Here is a 17,884-nt window from a genome sequence, read left to right on the forward strand (position 1 = left end):
CGATGACCTTTGCGCCGATACTACACTGATTGCGCAATCATTCAATCGGGCATTCATCGGCAAACGCCATTTTTCCGATCAGGTACTGGCGCGGTCGATAAGGCTGAAACCGGTGTCGATTCGCACGGGAGCATGGCTGCCGGCGGGATGGGCGAAGCGCTCCAGCAGCGCCTGGGCCACTTGCAGACCGATGTTCTTGCCGTCGACGCTGACGGTCGACAAGGCCGGGTGAACCTGCGCCGCACTGCTCAGATCGCCGAAGCCCATCACGGCGAGGTCCGCGGGCACATTCATCCCGCGACTGGCGGCTTCCGCCAGGACCCCTTGCGCCACGGTGTCGGAGCTGCACACCACGATGTCGGGCGACACCGGCTGCTCGAGCAGGCGGCGCAGCCCTTCCCTGCCCACTTCAAGGGTTGCCGGCGGCGCCAGGACTTCCATCGGCACTGCTTCGATACCTTGGCGCTTGAGCTCGGCAATCAGGCTATTGCAGCGCCGCAGGCCGCGGGGGTCACTGATGGTCACCACCGAGAAGCGCTTGTAGCCCTTTTTCAGCAAGTGCCGCGCGGTTTCCTCCCCGACTTTTTCATGGGAGAAACCCACCAGCATGTCCAGGGGATCCTCGCTCAAGTCCCAGGACTCCACCACCGGGATACCCGCCTGGGCGAGTCGCAGACGACTGGATTCGGTGTGGAGCGTGCCGGTCAGGACGATACCGTCCGGACGCCGGCCGAGTACCGCTTCCAGCAGCTTTTCTTCCTGCTCGGCGGAGTAGCCCGTCAGGCCCAGCAAGGTTTGATAGCCCGCCTGGGTCAGGCGGTCCATGAGTGACTGCACGGTGTCGGCAAAAATGGAGTTGGCAATGGTCGGCAGGAAAATCGCCACCAGACGACTTTTGTTGCTCGCCAGGCCCCCGGCCAACATGTTGGAAACATAGCCGGTCTTGCGCACCGCCTCACGGACCTTTTCCCGAGTGTCCTCGGTGACCAGTTCCGGTCGATGCAAGGCCCTGGAAACGGTCATAGGCGAAACGCCTGCCACCTTTGCCACATCGATCAGGGTCAGGCTGGAGCCCTTCCTGGACACTGTCATTGATGCCTCGGTGGAGGACGCCGCGGGTTTCTTTGCCATGAACCTTTCCGAATCTGAAACTCAGTATCTGAAGCTGCCGTGTACCACAGTCCGTTAACGGAGGCGAATTTACCAAAGCCCACCCCAATATTCACGATACCTGCTTCCGGCTCGATCAGAGGGAAACCATCAAGGCGTCGGTAATTTCCTCCTGGGCCCTGCCCCGGCCGATCAACCAGCGCTGAAAAGCCCGGCATTGCGCTTTCTGCAGGGTGTTGGGGTGCCAGCTCAGGTAATACGGCGAGGGAAGCGGCATGGCTCGCTGCCAGGGAATGACCAGGCGCCCTTCGTCGACATCACGGGCAATCATGGAAAACTGCGCCAGCACGACGCCCTGGTGATCGATGGCGGCCTGGATCGCCAGGCTGGACGAAGAAAAACTGCGACGGATGACAATCGCCTGCTCGACGGCAACGCCTTCGCGCTCGAACCATTCGGCCCATGAGGGCGGCGAGTCGAATTTCGGCCGCGAATCGATACGGATCAGTGGGTACTGGAGCAGGTCGGCGGCCTGTTCCACACCACCTGGATAGCCAGGAAGCGCTAACAGCGTCGGTGAGCAGGCCGGCACCACACAGTCGCGGAACAGCACGACGCTATGCTCGGCATATTGGCCGGGCTCGCCATAACCGATACGAAAATCGGCGTTTTCCTCCTCCGAGGTATCCGCCAGCGTGCTGTCCAGATAGATATCCAGATCCGCATGCTCATGCTGCCATTCGTAGGTCAGGGGCGCCAGCCACTTGGTCATGAGCGAAGGCAGGCCGCTGACATACAGATTGTTCGGATTCTTCGAGCGCTCCACCTCGAAAACGGCGGCTCTCAACTCTTCAAAGGCCGAAGAACAGCGCGCATGAAAACGCAGGCCAATGGCATTCAGCCGCAGGCGCTGCCCCTCCTTGACCGTCAGGTTCATGCCCAGCGCCTCCTCGAGCAACTTCATCTGCTGACTCACCGCCCCCACGGAGAGGTTCAAGCGTTTTGCGGCGTGGGAGATGCCGCCGCAGTGACCGACGGTTTCAAAGACCTGGAGGGCGCGCAGGGGCGGTAAGCGGCTCATGGCGATGCAAAACTCTCGAAGGCATTTTAAAGTTTAGAAATTCTATTAAAACTGACAGAAATCACCATATTTTCTTCATAGAAAAATCACTTTAGCCTGCTCCCACGCTCAATCGAGCGACGGCCTGGCCAGTCCGGCCCCCTCAATCACACCGTTTCCCGGGAGTTCGCAATGAAAGCTCATCCTCAACAGATCACTCAGGTCGTTCTCGGCGATAGAGAGCCCTCCATCGAAGAATTCGTCGCCGTAGCCCGCTATTCAGCCAAGGTGTCGTTTTCCGAGGCCTACAAGCACCGCGTGAAAAGGTCCCGTGGCCTGGTCGAGCGTTTCCTCGATGAGAATCGCCTGGTCTATGGGGTGACCACCGGGTTCGGCGATAACGTTCGCCATGTGATTTCGCCGCAGCATGCCAAGGAGCTCCAGGTCAACATCGTGCGCTCCCACGCCGTCGCGGTGGGCGAGCCACTCAAGCGTGAACAGGTACGGGCGATCCAGTTGATGCTCCTGATCAGCCTGGGCAAGGGCTTCTCGGGGGTGCGCCTGGAGCTGTTGGAGCTGATTGCCGGCCTGCTCAACAACGAAGTCGTACCGTTTGCGCCGGGCGAGGGTTCGGTGGGCTACCTGGCCGTCGAGGGGCACCTGGCCCTGGTCCTGCTGGGCGAAGGCAAAGCCCGGGTCAATGGCGGCGAATGGGTGGACGGTGCCACCGCACTGGAACAGGTCGGCCTGCAACCGACGGACCTGCAGTGCAAGGAAGGCCTGGCCATGCTCAATGGCACCATGTCGGTGACCGCCATCGCTATCCTCGCCCTCTACAACGCCATGCAGACTGCCTCGCTGGCCGACGTCGCCGCGGCGCTTTCGCTGGAAGCGTTGAAGGGTACGATTCGGGCCTTCGACCCCCGCTACCACTCGATCAAGGCGCACAAGGAGCAGGCGCAAACCGCCAGGGATATAAAGGCGATGCTGCATGACAGCCAACTGATCGCCGAAAATATCGACTACCGACTTCAGGACGCCTACAGCCTGCGCGCCATTCCCCAGGTGCACGGGGCTTCGAAAAGATTCATCGATCACGCCCGGGAAAATATCGAGAACGAAATCCACTCCTCGGGCGACAACCCGATCATCTACCCACTGGAAGACGGCGACGGTATTGCCATCTCCGGTGCCAACTTCGACGGCAGCTACATTGGCCTGTCAGCGGATTCGCTGTGCGTGGCGCTGGCCAACCTGGCGAAGATTTCCGAGCGCCGTATCGACCGCATGGTCAACTCGCACTTCAGCGAAATGCCGGCCTTCCTGGTGCGCAACCCGGGCCTTAACAGCGGCTACATGATCCTTCAATACACCGCGGCGGGCCTGTATGCGGAAATGAAGGCGCTGTCGTTCCCCTCCTCTGTCGACAGCTTCTCGACCTGCGCCAACCAGGAAGACCTGGTGAGCTTGGCTTATAACGCTGCCATCAAGGCCTACAAGGTTTCCGAGAAGCTCGAGTCGGTGCTGGCCATCGAGCTGCTGGTGGGCTGCCAGGCCCTGGACTTCCATGATGTGCGCAAGGCTTCCAGCGTCACCCGGGCGGTTTATGACCTGGTGCGCAGCCGCGTGCCGGTCGCCGAGCATGATCGTGCCTTCTATTCGGACATGGTGAGTGTCACCGAACAGGTTCGTAGCGGTGAAGTGCTGGCCACGGTACGGAAAAACCTGCAATAAATGCTCAGGCGCCAAGGCCGACCTTCTGGCTGTTTCGTTGCCTCTCGACGACTGAAGGATGGCCTTGGAGCCGAGCCCGGATCGATCTCGGCACTTTCCTGTTCCCCGCGTCACCCTTCGCCACAACCCCCTTCGCTCCAGCTGTTTCCCATCGCGCACCAACATCTCCCAAACTGTCACCGAGCGCCCCAGCGTGGCGCAATTTCAGGCTCAAGTAACAGTCGGGACACCGTCGCAAAATCCCTCCGAAAAAAAAACCGCTCCCGCCAAGCCCTTGTATCAGGCGCGCTGCAGCCAAATCCCGAGTTTTATTGGGCGGCGACCCAAAAGTTGGCCGCTTGATTGCATATGCTTGTATGTACAAGTAAATGTGTGTGCGTATGAGTGATCAGGGAGATCTGCGCACCACCCTGATTTGCGCTTGTGACGGATTGTCCCGCACAAGCTCGCCCACTGCCCGGGCCGGTTTGGATTGATCGCAGAGGAGTTTTTTCGTGACTGATAATACCCGCAAGCCTACGAAGCGCCGTGACGTCGAAATCCGCGCCGCCCGTGGCAACAAGCTGACCGCCAAGAGCTGGCTGACCGAAGCGCCGCTGCGGATGCTGATGAACAACCTCGACCCGCAAGTGGCCGAGAACCCCAAGGAGCTGGTGGTCTACGGCGGTATCGGCCGGGCCGCGCGCAACTGGGAATGCTACGACAAGATCGTCGAGAGCCTGACCAACCTGAATGACGACGAGACCCTGCTGGTGCAATCCGGCAAGCCGGTCGGCGTGTTCAAGACCCACAGCAACGCCCCGCGCGTACTGATCGCCAACTCCAACCTGGTGCCGCACTGGGCCACCTGGGAGCACTTCAACGAACTGGATGCCAAGGGCCTGGCCATGTACGGCCAGATGACCGCCGGCAGCTGGATCTACATCGGCAGCCAGGGCATCGTCCAGGGCACCTACGAAACCTTCGTCGAAGCCGGTCGCCAGCACTACGACAACAACCTGAAAGGTCGTTGGGTCCTGACCGCGGGCCTCGGCGGCATGGGCGGCGCCCAACCGCTGGCCGCGACCCTGGCCGGCGCCTGCTCGCTGAACATTGAATGCCAGCAGACCAGCATCGATTTCCGCCTGAACAGCCGTTATGTCGATGAGCAAGCCAAGGACCTCGACGACGCCCTGGCGCGTATCGCCAAATACACGAAGGAAGGCCTGTCCATTTCCGTCGCCCTGCTCGGCAACGCGGCTGAAATCCTGCCGGAACTGGTCCGTCGCGGCGTACGCCCGGACATGGTCACCGACCAGACCAGCGCCCACGATCCGCTCAACGGCTACCTGCCGGCCGGCTGGACCTGGGAAGAGTACCGCGCCCGAGCCATCACCGAACCTGCAGTGGTGGTGAAGGCCGCCAAGGCGTCGATGGCCGTGCACGTCAAGGCGATGCTCGACTTCCAGAAACAAGGCATCCCGACCTTCGACTACGGCAACAACATCCGCCAGATGGCCCAGGAAGAAGGCGTGGAAAACGCTTTCGACTTCCCGGGCTTCGTGCCGGCGTACATCCGTCCGTTGTTCTGCCGCGGCATCGGGCCGTTCCGCTGGGCCGCGCTGTCGGGTGACCCGCAGGACATCTACAAGACCGACGCCAAGGTCAAGGAACTGATCCCGGACGACGCCCACCTGCACAACTGGCTGGACATGGCCCGCGAGCGCATCAGCTTCCAGGGTCTGCCGGCGCGGATCTGCTGGGTCGGCCTGGGCCTGCGCGCCAAGCTGGGCCTGGCGTTCAACGAAATGGTCCGTAGCGGCGAGCTGTCGGCGCCGATCGTGATCGGTCGCGACCACCTGGACTCCGGTTCCGTGTCCAGCCCGAACCGCGAAACCGAGTCGATGCAGGACGGTTCCGATGCCGTGTCCGACTGGCCGCTGCTCAACGCCTTGCTCAACACCGCCAGCGGCGCGACCTGGGTCTCGCTGCACCACGGCGGCGGCGTCGGCATGGGCTTCTCCCAGCACTCGGGCATGGTGATCGTCTGTGACGGTACCGACGAAGCGGCCGAGCGGATCGCCCGCGTGCTGCACAACGACCCGGCCACCGGGGTCATGCGTCACGCCGATGCCGGTTACCAGATCGCCATCGACTGCGCGAAGGAGCAGGGCCTGAACCTGCCGATGATCACCGGTTGATCGGTCGGCCAGGGGCACATGGAGATGGGACAGCCGTCCGGGCTGAGTCCCTTATGGGTGCGAATTAACCGGCTGAACAGGCAGGTTGGCTTTTAGGGTTTTGTCGGGTGTGCACGGCAACCGTTGTGCACACCGGCAGAGGAGATTCGGCCTGAGCCGGATCAGTTCGCAACATTCCATTGATTAGGCAGGAAGTATCAAGATGTCGAAAAAATCAAGCTGGTTGGGTTCTGTAGCGCTCAGTGCACTGGTTCTGGCCTCGGCTTCGGCTGTGCAGGCCAAGGAATGGACCTCGGTGAATATTGCCACCGAGGGCGCCTATGAGCCCTGGAACCTGACGCTGCCAGGTGGAAAGATCGGCGGCTTCGAACCGGAACTGATGGATGTCATCTGCCCGCGCATGAAGCTCAAGTGCAACCTCGTCGTACAGAACTGGGACGGGATGATCGCCAGCCTCAATGCCGGTAAATTCGACGTGCTGATGGACGCCATCGTCATCAACGACGAGCGCCAGAAGGTCATGGCCTTCTCGACGCCTTACGCCCAGACACCGGCCAGCTTCGTCGCGCTGAAATCCGATCTGTTGCCGGGCAAGACCGGTGCCGAATCCGCCATCACCCTGGGGACCGATGCCAAGGAAGTACGTGCCGGCGTTGAAGAGCTGCGCAAGGCACTCAAGGGCAAGACCATTGGTATCGCCTCCGGCACCATCTACACCACCTTCATCGATCAGAACTTCAAGGATGTGGCGACCATTCGTGAGTACGGCAGCTCGGCCGAAGCCATTCTCGACCTGCTCGCCGGCCGCATCGACGTCGCGTTCGACGATGTGACCTTCTTCAACTCGGTGATGGACAAGCCGGAGAACAAACCGCTGGTCTTCACCGGCCCGGTCATCAAGGGCCCGATCTGGGGTGAAGGCGAAGCGCTGGGCTTCCGTCAGAAAGACCCGGAGCTCAAGGCCAAGTTCGACGCCGCTCTGAAGGAAGCCATGGCGGATGGCACGATCAAGAAATTGAGCGAAAAATGGTTCAAGGCAGACCTCACCCCTAAGCAGTGATTCTGGATGGCCCGGCACCCTGAAGGTTGCCGGGCCGTGTTAACCCTTTTTTAAAAGTGGGACCCTCTATGAACCTCTTGCAGCTACTCAGTTTCGGTGACTCAGGCTGGGGAATGGCGCTGCTCCAGGCAGCGGGCATGACCGTGGTATTGACCCTGGCAGCCCTGCTGGTGGGTGCGGTATTCGGCAGCCTGGTCGCGGCTGCCAAGCTCTCCCGTCGGCGCAGCCTGCGCTGGCTGGGGGACCTGTATTCGATCCTGTTCAGGGGCATCCCCGAGTTGCTGGTGATCTACCTGTTCTACTTTGGCGGAGCCAGTGTGGTGACGGCGGTCGGCCACTGGTTCGGCGGTGAAGGCTATATCGACGTGCCGCCCTTCCTGGTCGGTGCCTTGGCAGTCGGGCTGATTTCCGGCTCCTACCAGGCGGAAGTCTACCGTGGCGCCTTTCTCGCGGTATCGCGGGGCGAACTGGAAGCCGGACTGGCCATCGGCATGAGCCGGGCCATGCGCTTCAAACGGATTCTGATTCCCCAGGTGCTGCGCTTCGCCTTGCCCGGGCTGGGCAATGTCTGGCAAATGAGCTTGAAAGACTCTGCGCTGATTTCAGTCATCGGCCTGGTGGAATTGATGCGGGCCAGCCAGGTCGCGGCCGGGTCCACTCGTCAATATTTCACGTTCTATATCATCGGGGGCGCCGTGTACCTGATTCTCACCGGCCTGTCCGGTCGGCTTTTCAACATCGCCGAGGCTCGCGTGCGTCGCACGCGGCAACGCAGCCCAGTCTAGGTTCGAGGAGCGCCACCCATGATCGATTTTCCGTTCCTCGCTGACACCATGCTCAAGCTTCTGGCAGCGCTGCCCACAACGCTGACACTGTTTTTCAGCTCATTGGTGATCGGCCTTACCCTGTCGGTAGGCATTGTCAGCCTGCGGGTCAGCCGCTGGTGGTTCTTCAGCTATCCGGCGCGCTTCTACATCATGTTGTTTCGCGGTACACCGCTGCTGATCCAAATGTTCCTGATCTACTACGGCCTGGGCCAGTTCCCGGCCATTCGCGACAGCTTCGCCTGGGTCCTGCTCAAGTCGCCCTACGGCTGCGCGGTGATTTCACTGGCCTTGTGCACCGCCGGCTACACCGCCGAAATCATTCGCGGCGGGCTGCTCAGCGTGCCACAGGGGCAGATCGAAGCGGGCAAGGCCGTCGGCATGTCGCCCTGGGAACTGCTGCTGCGGATCATTGCGCCGGTCACCCTGCGCCAGGCCCTGCCGGCCTACTCCACCGAAGCGATTCTGCTGGTCAAGTCCACGGCGCTGGCCAGCCTGGTAACGGTCTGGGACGTCACCGGCGTCGCGCAACAGATCATCCAGCGCACCTATCGCACGATGGAAGTGTTCATTTGCGCGGCCCTGATCTATCTGGTGCTGAATTACCTGGTGGTCCGCGCCGTCGCCTGGCTCGAATATCGTCTCTCGCCGCACTTGCGCGAGCGGCCGGTCGACGTCATCAAAAAAGCCAGCCCTTCGCTGCCTACCCATTCCTGATTTGATACGGAGCATGCCATGAGCACTCAGCCCGCTTCAGCCTTGTCGCTGACCAATATTCAGAAGTCCTTCGGCAGCGCACACGTCCTCAAGGGTATTTCCCTGGACGCCCACAAGGGCGACGTGATCTCGATCCTCGGTGCCAGCGGATCGGGTAAAAGTACCTTCCTGCGTTGCATCAACCTGCTGGAAACACCCGATCAAGGCATCATCAGCGTCAACGGTGAAGTGATCGAAATGAAGCAGCATGCCGACGGCCGCCAGACCCCGAGCAACGCCCGCCAGGTCGAGCGCATGCGCAGCTGCCTGGGCATGGTGTTCCAGAGCTTCAACCTGTGGTCGCACATGACCGTGCTGCAAAACGTCATCGAAGGCCCGATGCGGGTGCTCAAGCGTTCCCGTGCCGAATGTGTCGAGGAAGCGGAAGCCCTGCTGCACAAGGTCGGCCTGTACGAGCGCCGCGACTATTACCCGGCCCACCTGTCCGGTGGCCAGCAGCAGCGCGTGGCGATCGCCCGCGCGCTGGCGATGAACCCCCAGGTGATGCTGTTCGACGAACCGACCTCGGCACTCGACCCTGAGCTGGTGGGCGAAGTGTTGCGCGTGATGCGCTCCCTGGCCGAGGAAGGCCGCACCATGCTGGTGGTCACCCACGAAATGGGCTTTGCCCGCCACGTGTCCAATCGGGTGGTGTTCATGCACGGCGGCCTGATCGATGTCCAGGGGACGCCCACCGAGCTGTTCGAAGGCTTGCCGACCGAGCGCTTCCGGCAGTTCGTCTCCAGCCATCATGAGAGAAGCGCCGAGTAAGAAACCCCGGCGAAATCGACTCGCGGAAAAGACAACGGCCCCTGCATCGGGGCCGTTGTCTTTTCTGCTCGGTCACTCCCCCATGGGCGGTCAGTGCACGCCTGCATTCAGGTGGAATCCGGCAACAGTGTTTGTCCGGTGAGCCGCTATATCAGCGGGTGCCAAACACCTAGCATCGTCTCTACCCAAGGAGAAAGTCGAGAAACCCTCAACTGACTCACGAGGTAAAAAATCGGAAATCCGATATGCGCTTCACGATCATTTCGATCGCCAAGCCCCTCCAGACGATACGGTGAATATCATGAACTTCTCGAAAATGGCGCTGATTCTTGTTCTTGGCAGTGCAACTGCGCAGGCGTTTGCCGACGACAGTCATTCAACGGCAGCGACCAGCAACATCTCCGTCGAAACCTACACGTACGAAGCGAAACCCGATATCGAGAAAGTCATTGCCATCACGGACGCCGCGGATCAATGCGCACCAACGGCCGTGCAAATGACCTATGAAGACTCCCACGGCCAACGCCACATCCTGCAATACGACGTGATGGGGACAGGCTGCTCAAACGGCTGAGTGCTCTTGTGGACGATGGAGGGTCGACACTCCTTCCCCGCAGCACCGGACAAACTCAAAAAACCTTATCGCTTTTGTGAACCTGCAACTGCCTCATCGGATGCCAACAAGCGTGGCATCGTGTCTTTAAGAAACTCCACCCAGGTCTTTATCTTCGCATCGACGAATTTCCTGGAAGGGTAGATTGCAAACAGACTCAACGCTTCAAGGTGATAGTCTGGCAGTACCCGCACCAACGCTCCGCTCCTCAGCCCCTCGACGGCAGACGCAATCGGTTGTATGCCGATCCCCATCCCGCTTCTTATCGCCACGGACATGCCGTCTGCGGTATTGATGTGAAAGGGAGACAAGGGGGTATTGATACTCTCCATGCCTGCGGGCCCTTCAAATATCCAGTTTTCCACCGGCATGACCGTATTCACGATTCTCAAGCAATCATGTGAGCACAAATCGCCCGGGACATCAGGGTACCCGCGTTTTTCCAGGTAGCCTGGCGAGGCGCACAGAATGCTGTAGGTGCTACCGAGCCGCTGGGCGACAAACCCTGAGTCGGGTAGATCCCGCGCCAGAACAATCGACATGTCATAGCCCTCCTCCAACAGGTCCGGCAATCGATTGGTCAGTACCAGGTCAAACATGACCGAAGGGTGCGTCTCTCTATATTTGGCAATGGCCTGGATCACATAGTGATTGCCAATGGCCGACATGGCGTGGATCTTGAGCCGGCCAACCGGCATGACTTGAGCCGTACCGGCCTCGTCTTCCGCCTCACGTACCTCCTCGAGAATTTTCTCGCAGCGCTGCAGATAACGCAGGCCGGCTTCGGTCAATGCCAGGCGACGGGTCGTGCGATTGATCAGCCGTGTCTGCAGCCTGGCCTCAAGGCTGGAGATGGCCTTGGAGACGTTGGCAGTGGTGGTGTCCAGTATCCCGGCCGCCGCCGTGAAGCTACCGCTCTGGGCGACCACCATGAAAAAACGCATGGTCTGGAACACATCCATCATTTTCCCCTCGGCAATCCAGTCAAAAATTATAGGCCCGGCCTGAAGCGTTGCTCGCATGAAAAAGGGGTGGCCCTGGAAAAGGCCGCCCCTTGCGCATGGGTCACTTCTTGCGCGGAATAAACCCAGGCACCCCGGTTTCCACCACCGAATTGAAGCGTATCCGGGTATGGATCTCCTCCCGAATTTCAGCCATGGCCCGGTGAGGCAAGGTAGAAATATCGAAGTTCTCCTGGATATGAGCCGGTGTCGCAGAAGTGGTCAGGAAAGCCGTCCCCCGCTGTACCGACCAGGCCAATGCGACTTGAGCCGGGGTCTTCTGCAAGCGCTGGGCGATCCCGGTAATCACCGGTTCCTCCAGCACGTTCGGTTCCATGCCATGTCCGAGTGGCGCAAAGGCCAGGAGGATAATTCCATGCTGCTGACAAAACTCGAGCAGTTCCCATTCAGGCAGATAAGGGTGGGACTCGACCTGCACGACAGCGGGTTTTATCCGAGCCACAGCCACCAGCGCTTTCAACGCCTCCAACGTGATGTCCGACACGCCGATGGACTTGCATCGACCTTCATCCACAAGGCGCTCAAGCGCCCTCCACGTCTCGATCAAGGTCACGCCCGAGTCGTAGATGACTCGCCCCTGCTCGTCTCGCGGGTCCTGGTCATCGCCGGGTTGAAAGGCAAAGGGCGTATGGATCAGGTAGCAATCGATATAGTCGACTTGAAGACGTCGGCAGCTGGCTGCCAAAGCCGGTTCGACCCGCTCGGGACGATGGTTGGTATTCCACAGCTTGGTGGTGATGAACAGCTCTTCTCGTCGAACCTGGCCGGCCTGCAGTACTTCCTGCAGGGCAATGCCCACCTGTTCCTCGTTTCGATAGCGTTCCGCACAATCGAAATGACGAAACCCTGCCTCCAATGCAGCCTTGACCGCTTGGGTGGTCACCGACAGGTCTCGAAACAGTGTTCCAAAGCCCACCGCGGGCATCTCACCCGTTCCGTGAGCAAGAGGAAACCGGGTATCGCGAAGCGTATCGTAATAGGTCATGCCTTTACTCCATTGCCTGGGGCCACAACCGCAACCGCGCCGGTGACCGTTCATAAAATGTCGGGATGCCGCGCTCAGCGAGAGGCCACTTTCTGCTCGAGAACACCCACGGAATTACCACCAAGCGCCACGAACAAGCGCACCGTGTCGAGATACTGCGCGGTCTTCACGCGGATCTGTCCCAGCAACGCCTGCTCATAGGCGCGTTCCGCCTCCAGCACTTGCAGGATGCTGTTCTCGCCTTGCGCGTAGGCTTGCTGGTTCAAGCGCAAACTGGTTTCGGCAGCGCCCAAGGCGTCTTGCTGCGCCTGGTTTTCCTGCGCGTCATGGTTGATCGCCTGCAGCGTGTCGGCGACCTGACCGAACGATTTGATGACGGTCTGCTGGTAGCCGGCGAACGACGCCTTGTAGCCGTCAACGGCGGCCTGGCGTTCGGCCCTGAGAGTTCCACCATCGAAGATCGGCCCCGCCAGTCCTGCGGCGAAGCCCCAGAGCGCTGCGCCGCCGTTACCCGAAGCCGCCTGCGCCAGGGACGCGGAAAGCGACACGTGCGGATAAAGGTTCGCTGTCGCTACGCCAACGGCAGCACTGGCCATGTGCAAGTCCGCCTCCGCCTGCAGGATATCGGGCCGGTCATGGGCCATTTCAGAGGGCAAGCTGACCGGGACGTTGGCCGGCAAGACGAATTCAGCCAGCGCAAAGTCAGGTGCAATCCAATCCGCCGGGCCTTTTCCCGCCAGGATCGACAGTGCATGGCGTGCCGAATCGCGTTGCTGGGCCAGTGGCGGCAACAGCGTGCGGTCCTGCGCCAAACGCGTCTCGGCCAGCGAAACATCGATCTGCGTGGTGCTGCCATTGAGGTGGGCCATGCGCACCAGCTCGAGATTCCTGGCGTCATTGGCCAGCAGGTTCTCGACGGCTTCCATCTGCGCGTTGGCAGAAGCGAGCAACAGCGCCTGGCTGGCGACATCGCCGGTCAGGGTCAGGTAGGCCGCCTCGTAGCGATGCCTCTGCAGATCGGCAAACGCCTCTTGCTGCTCGACCCGCCGCTTGTTACCGCCAAACGCATCAAGGTCGAAATCGACCTGCGGCCCGACCGTGTAGAAATTGGCCACCGAAGGATCGGCGGCCACGTGTACCCGCTGGCGACCGGCCTGGGCGCCGAAACCCACCTGCGGATACAACGCCCCCTCCGCCGCCGACACGGACGAAGCCGCCTGCCGCAGGGTGGCATCCGCCGCCACCAGCTCGAGATTGCCGTCGATTGCCCGGTGGACAAGCTGGTCGAGCTTGGGTGAATGAAAGGCCGACCACCAGTCACCGTTGAGCTTCTTGCCCAGGTCGATGTGCTGCTCACCGGGCGGGTTGCCGGCCACGCCAAGACGCTGCTCGGCCTGTTGGTCATAGTGCTGCGACAGGCTGGCCGACGGCGCCTTGTAGTCAGGGCCGACGGCACAGGCGGACAGGAAAAGAACCGCCGATACCGCACCGACCTTGGCGGGGAACGGGTGTCTGTTGAGGACGAATGCATTGGATTTCATTTGCCAGACTCCACGAAAGCTAATTGGTCGGAACGGGTTTGCGAAGAAAAAACACCAACGGACTCACCACCAGCATTGCCCACATCAAGATCTTGAACTGGTCGATGATTGCGATAAGCGCCGCCTGGCCGGTGATCATTTCGTTGAGCCCGGCCAATGCCGGCAAGGACATCGATGCCGTCACCGAGTGGGCCGCCGCGCGATACGCGGTCAGGTGGTTGGCCAGCGCCAGGTGCATCGCTTGCGTGTTGTTGAAGAAGAACAGTTGCACCACCGCCACGCCGAGCGTGCTGCCGTAGACACGGGTCAGATTGAAAAAGCCGGTACCCTCCGGGCGCAGCTTCGGGTCCAGGGTGCTGAACGCCACTTTGCCCAGCGCCGGCATCAACACGCCGAGACCGGCGCCCTGGAGTGCGCCGGCAATCGCCACCGACCGCCAGTCCATCAGGGGCGAATAACCGAGCATCAGCCAGTTGGCATAAATCACCAGGCCTACGCCCGCCGCCACAAAGGCCCGGTAATCGAGGCTTTCGCGCAGACGGCCCATCAGGATGAATGCGCCGACCAGCCCCACACCCCGAGGGATCGTCAAGCAGCCGGTCAGGATCGGTGGAAAGCCGAGCAACTCATCCAGCATCGGCGACGTCAGCGCCATGGTCGACAACAGCACGAAACCGAGGGCGAAGAAGATCAGCGTCGACAGCACGAAGTTGCGATCCTTGAACAAGCCCTTGCTGACGAAATGCACCTTCGCGGTCAGCACATGCACCACGAACAGGTAGAGCCCCAGCGCACAGGCCAGCGCTTCCAGCCAGATCTCGGGCGAGGCAAACCAATCGAGGCGTTCACCACGGTCGAGCAGCATCTGCAGCCCGATCATGCCCAGGGTGAAGGTGCCGAAGCCGAAGAAGTCGAACGGCGGGCTTTTCTCGGCCTTCTTCTCCTGAAGCAGGCGGGTCACCACGAGAAAGATGAAGGCCGAGAGCGGAAGGCTGATGTAGAAGATCGAGCGCAACCCGTAATACTCACCAACCCAACCGCCGATACTCGGGCCACTGGCGATCCCCAGGAGCACGATGGCCGTCAACACCGCGCCAAATTTTCCTCGCCGCGCAGGCGCCAAGGTCTCCAGGGCAATGCCCATCGAGAGCGGTGCCAGCACCCCACTCGCGGCGCCCTGGACAATACGCGCACCGACGAACTCCAGCGGGGTCGTTGCCAGCGTAGCGAGCAGCAAGCCGAGGACGAAGATGGCGATCGCCGCTTGATACACCACCTTCAAGCCATGGCGCCCGGCAAGCCACTGCGCGATAGGCAGGGTGATCGCGCTCGCCGCCAGGTATGAGGTGAACACCCAACCCGCCTGGTCATCGCTCATCGACAAGGCGCCCTGAATAAACCTGAGTACCGCGTTCGGCAGCGGCAGGTTCGCCGACTGCATATAGGTCGCGAGCAAAGCGGCGAGCCTCAGCGTGCGCTCCCCTCCCCCGGCACTTCCCGCAGGCTTGGCGTTCATTGGTCAGAACCTGCGGTCAACAGCGCCTTGAGCGGGTGCCACCAGGGCGTGCGATAACCGGTATCGACCTTGACCGTGGCGCTGGTGCCGGAGAACAGCGGCAGGTGCGGATCGACTTCATCGAACTCGAGTCGAACCGGTACCCGCTGGACCACCTTGACCCAGTTGCCGGTGGCATTTTCAGGCGGCAGCAGGGCGAAGTCCGAACCGGCACCCGGGCTCATGCTCGTGACGTGGGCCTTGAACAGGTGGTCCGGATAGGTATCGATACTGATCGTCGCGGCCTGGCCTGGGCGCATATGGGTCACCTCCGTTTCGCGGAAGTTGGCCTCGACCCAGGTCCGCTGATCGGCGATCAAGGCAAAGGCTGGCGCACCGTTGCTGACGTAGTTGCCCACCTGCAAATCGTCGACCTTGGCCACGATGCCGTCGTCCGGCGCATACACCGTCGCGTACGAAAGATAGAGTTGCGCCTCGTCGAGCTGAGCCTTGGCTTCACGGATCGCCGGGTGGCTGTCGACTTCGATGTCCGGGTTACCGTTCAACGCAACCACAGTGCTGGCCATCTGTTGTTCGATCGATGCGACGTGTTGCCGGGCCACTTTAAAGTCGGTGTCCGCGCGCTCGTAAGCCGAGCGCGAGACGAACTCGGTCGCCACCAGCGCCTGCTTGCGGGCCAACTCCTTCTGGTCGAAGCCGGCCGACTCCTTGGCCGATTGCAGTTCAGCCTGTTGCTGCCGGTAGCTGGCCTTGAGTCCCTGGATACGCAGCCGCGCCACGCTCAGTTGCGCTTCGGCCCGGTTGACCGCGATCTGGAACGGCTCCGGGTTGATCCGAAACAGCACCTGGCCCTTGCGCACCGGCTGATTGTCCTCGACCGCGATTTCCACGACCTGCCCGGAAACGCGAGCGTTGATCGAGGCTTTCGCCACCCGGGCGTAGGCGTTATCGGTCGAAACATAGGGTTCGCCCGCCAGGTAGCGTGCATACCCGACCGCCGCGAGGAGCGCCGGGACACCCACCATCAGCAGGGGTCGCACTCGCTCCTTGAAGGGTTTGCGGATCCGCACGCCGGCCGGGTTCGGCCCTGGGTGCTCGAAAGTCTGCGAAGCGGGAATGTCGAACGGTTGAGTCATGATCGAAGGCACCTTTAAACCGGGAATCGAGTCCGCAGAAACGGGTCTGCGGCCTTGAGATCGATAGTTGCTATGAGAAAGCAGTCCATGCGCGGTTGAGAGGATCGCTCCACCGCACCTGTTTCATCGCAGCACCACCCGGTTCGAGCTCCGCCACAACAAACCTGAAATCCAGGAACTTCTGGTTCCTTAATTTTGTGCGATGGTGTAAGAATATCCCCACACCGACTTTCACTCAAGGATTTTTGTACAACATGGCACAAAATAAAATCAGCGAGGGCAAAGGCCGCGGCCGGCCCCGCGCGTATGACCCGCAGACAGCGTTGCAGCAAGCCCTCGGGGTGTTCTGGAGCACCGGGTATTCCGGCGCCTCCCTGGACAGCATCGCCACGGCGGCCGGCATGAACCGTCCCAGTCTCTACGCGGCGTTCGGCGACAAGCATGCGCTCTATATCAAGGCGTTCGAGCAGTACTGGGCGCAGGCCTCGGCTGCCGTGCACGAAGCGCTGATGGACAGCACGCTGACCTTGCGCGAGGCACTGATGGGTTTCTACGAGGGGCAGTTATCGATCTACTTCTCGGGCGACGGTCAGCCACGCGGCTGCTTTGCGATCGGTACCGCCACCACCGAGGCGGTCGAGGATCCTGAAATACGCGACATCCTTGCCGATCGCCTCAGCCGGCTCGACGCCGATCTCGAAACGCGTTTGCGAGCGGCCGTCGACTCCGGCGAACTGAACGGCGATGCCGACCCGGCAGCCCTCGCGGTGCTCGCCTCCTCCCTGCTGCATAGCCTTTCGATACGGGCTCGGGCGGGCAAATCCCGGGCTGAGCTGACGGAACTGGCGCGCCAGGCGGTCAAGGTGATCTGCGGGTGAAATCGAATGGATCGCCCGGCATCTGCCGGGATGATGAGGTGTGCGGTGGCTGAAGGACTCGACGATATTCTTGCTGAACAGCTGGCGGTGATTTTCTGCGGCATCAACCCGGGGCTGACGGCTGCGGTCCAGGGACATCACTTTGCGGGCCGAAATAATCGCTTCTGGCGCACCTTGCATCTGGCCGGCTTTACGCCGGAGGAAGTCCGCCCGGAAAACGATCGGACGATCCTGCAACATGGCTGTGGATTGACGGCCGTGGTTGAACGGCCGACGGCGCGGGCCGATCAGCTGTCTTCAAATGAATTCACTGCCGCCGCCGCGACCTTCGAGCAAAAGATCGCGCGCTATGCGCCACGCTACGTGGCATTTCTCGGCAAGGCCGCATATTGCGGGCTATCCGGCCAACGAGACGTCACCTGGGGGCTTCAGCCAAAAACCTTTGGCAATGCCGCGGTATGGATCCTGCCCAACCCCAGTGGGCGCAACCGTGCATTCAGTCTTGATCAGTTGGTTGCCGCGTACCGCCAGCTCCATTTGGCCGCAGGCGAAGCGCAGTCGCGTTTCAAACACCCCTCGGTCCTGGAGAACGCCCGATCCTGATGTCTCGATAGCCTGCGCTATTTATCACATCGCTCCCGCACACCTCAGAAATACAAACTTTTACATTCTTCATACAAATCACAAGCACTTTCGTA

Annotated in this window: 16 protein-coding genes; 9 read left to right on the forward strand and 7 right to left on the reverse strand. The window is 61.0% G+C overall.

What is annotated here, in order from left to right:
• Positions 1–78 precede the first annotated feature (78 nt).
• Together NUH87_RS07170 and NUH87_RS07175 are read right to left on the reverse strand one after the other, a co-directional pair.
• Positions 79–1,131: a LacI family DNA-binding transcriptional regulator gene (locus NUH87_RS07170; protein WP_338525398.1), complete on the reverse strand. Its 1,053-nt coding sequence runs from the start codon at positions 1,129–1,131 to the stop codon at positions 79–81.
• Positions 1,132–1,246: 115 nt separating this feature from the next.
• Positions 1,247–2,191, reverse strand: a complete 945-nt coding sequence (locus NUH87_RS07175; RefSeq protein WP_338525399.1) for a LysR substrate-binding domain-containing protein — start codon at positions 2,189–2,191, stop codon at positions 1,247–1,249.
• Between the two features lie 171 nt (positions 2,192–2,362).
• On the opposite strand from NUH87_RS07175, the gene NUH87_RS07180 reads away from it, so the two are divergent.
• The 7 genes from NUH87_RS07180 (at position 2,363) to NUH87_RS07210 (ending at position 10,069) form a co-directional block, all read left to right on the forward strand.
• The gene (locus NUH87_RS07180) at positions 2,363–3,904 is read left to right on the forward strand and encodes a histidine ammonia-lyase (RefSeq protein ID WP_338525400.1); all 1,542 of its coding nucleotides are present in this window, start codon (positions 2,363–2,365) and stop codon (positions 3,902–3,904) included.
• A 494-nt stretch (positions 3,905–4,398) separates the two neighbouring features.
• Positions 4,399–6,084: a urocanate hydratase gene (gene hutU / locus NUH87_RS07185; RefSeq protein WP_338525401.1), complete on the forward strand. Its 1,686-nt coding sequence runs from the start codon at positions 4,399–4,401 to the stop codon at positions 6,082–6,084.
• Between the two features lie 295 nt (positions 6,085–6,379).
• Positions 6,380–7,144 (forward strand): transporter substrate-binding domain-containing protein, encoded by a 765-nt coding sequence (locus tag NUH87_RS07190; protein ID WP_422393927.1) that lies wholly within the window; start codon positions 6,380–6,382, stop codon positions 7,142–7,144.
• A gap of 68 nt (positions 7,145–7,212) precedes the next feature.
• A complete protein-coding gene (locus NUH87_RS07195; protein WP_040065879.1) occupies positions 7,213–7,929 on the forward strand; it encodes an ABC transporter permease in 717 nt (238 codons plus the stop codon).
• 18 nt (positions 7,930–7,947) lie between these two features.
• The gene (locus NUH87_RS07200) at positions 7,948–8,685 is read left to right on the forward strand and encodes an ABC transporter permease (protein WP_040065882.1); all 738 of its coding nucleotides are present in this window, start codon (positions 7,948–7,950) and stop codon (positions 8,683–8,685) included.
• A gap of 18 nt (positions 8,686–8,703) precedes the next feature.
• A complete protein-coding gene (locus tag NUH87_RS07205) occupies positions 8,704–9,495 on the forward strand; it encodes an ABC transporter ATP-binding protein (RefSeq protein ID WP_040065884.1) in 792 nt (263 codons plus the stop codon).
• Positions 9,496–9,796: 301 nt separating this feature from the next.
• Complete coding sequence (locus tag NUH87_RS07210) at positions 9,797–10,069, forward strand: DUF2790 domain-containing protein (protein WP_338525403.1); 273 nt, start codon at positions 9,797–9,799, stop codon at positions 10,067–10,069.
• Between the two features lie 65 nt (positions 10,070–10,134).
• Here the strand turns inward: NUH87_RS07210 and NUH87_RS07215 are convergent, their stop codons facing one another.
• The 5 genes from NUH87_RS07215 to NUH87_RS07235 form a co-directional block, all read right to left on the reverse strand.
• On the reverse strand, positions 10,135–11,070 hold the full coding sequence (locus NUH87_RS07215) for a LysR family transcriptional regulator (RefSeq protein ID WP_338526748.1): 936 nt from the start codon (positions 11,068–11,070) through the stop codon (positions 10,135–10,137).
• 103 nt (positions 11,071–11,173) lie between these two features.
• A complete protein-coding gene (locus NUH87_RS07220; RefSeq protein WP_338525404.1) occupies positions 11,174–12,115 on the reverse strand; it encodes an aldo/keto reductase in 942 nt (313 codons plus the stop codon).
• A 74-nt stretch (positions 12,116–12,189) separates the two neighbouring features.
• The gene (locus NUH87_RS07225) at positions 12,190–13,656 is read right to left on the reverse strand and encodes an efflux transporter outer membrane subunit (protein ID WP_338525405.1); all 1,467 of its coding nucleotides are present in this window, start codon (positions 13,654–13,656) and stop codon (positions 12,190–12,192) included.
• A gap of 19 nt (positions 13,657–13,675) precedes the next feature.
• Positions 13,676–15,172, reverse strand: coding sequence for an MFS transporter (locus tag NUH87_RS07230; protein ID WP_338525406.1), 1,497 nt, complete (start codon positions 15,170–15,172; stop codon positions 13,676–13,678).
• On the reverse strand, positions 15,169–16,308 hold the full coding sequence (locus tag NUH87_RS07235; RefSeq protein WP_338525407.1) for an HlyD family secretion protein: 1,140 nt from the start codon (positions 16,306–16,308) through the stop codon (positions 15,169–15,171). Before NUH87_RS07235 ends, NUH87_RS07230 begins: the two co-directional genes overlap by 4 nt.
• A gap of 254 nt (positions 16,309–16,562) precedes the next feature.
• Here NUH87_RS07235 and NUH87_RS07240 point away from each other — a divergent pair, with 254 nt between their 5' ends.
• Entirely contained in the window at positions 16,563–17,186 is a 624-nt protein-coding gene (locus tag NUH87_RS07240) for a TetR/AcrR family transcriptional regulator (protein WP_338525408.1), read from the forward strand.
• 45 nt (positions 17,187–17,231) lie between these two features.
• Positions 17,232–17,789 (forward strand): G/U mismatch-specific DNA glycosylase, encoded by a 558-nt coding sequence (gene mug / locus NUH87_RS07245; RefSeq protein ID WP_338526749.1) that lies wholly within the window; start codon positions 17,232–17,234, stop codon positions 17,787–17,789.
• Positions 17,790–17,884: the final 95 nt, after the last annotated feature.

This window comes from Pseudomonas batumici (genome assembly GCF_036585405.1).
GTDB classification, from domain to species: Bacteria; Pseudomonadota; Gammaproteobacteria; order Pseudomonadales; family Pseudomonadaceae; genus Aquipseudomonas; species Aquipseudomonas batumici.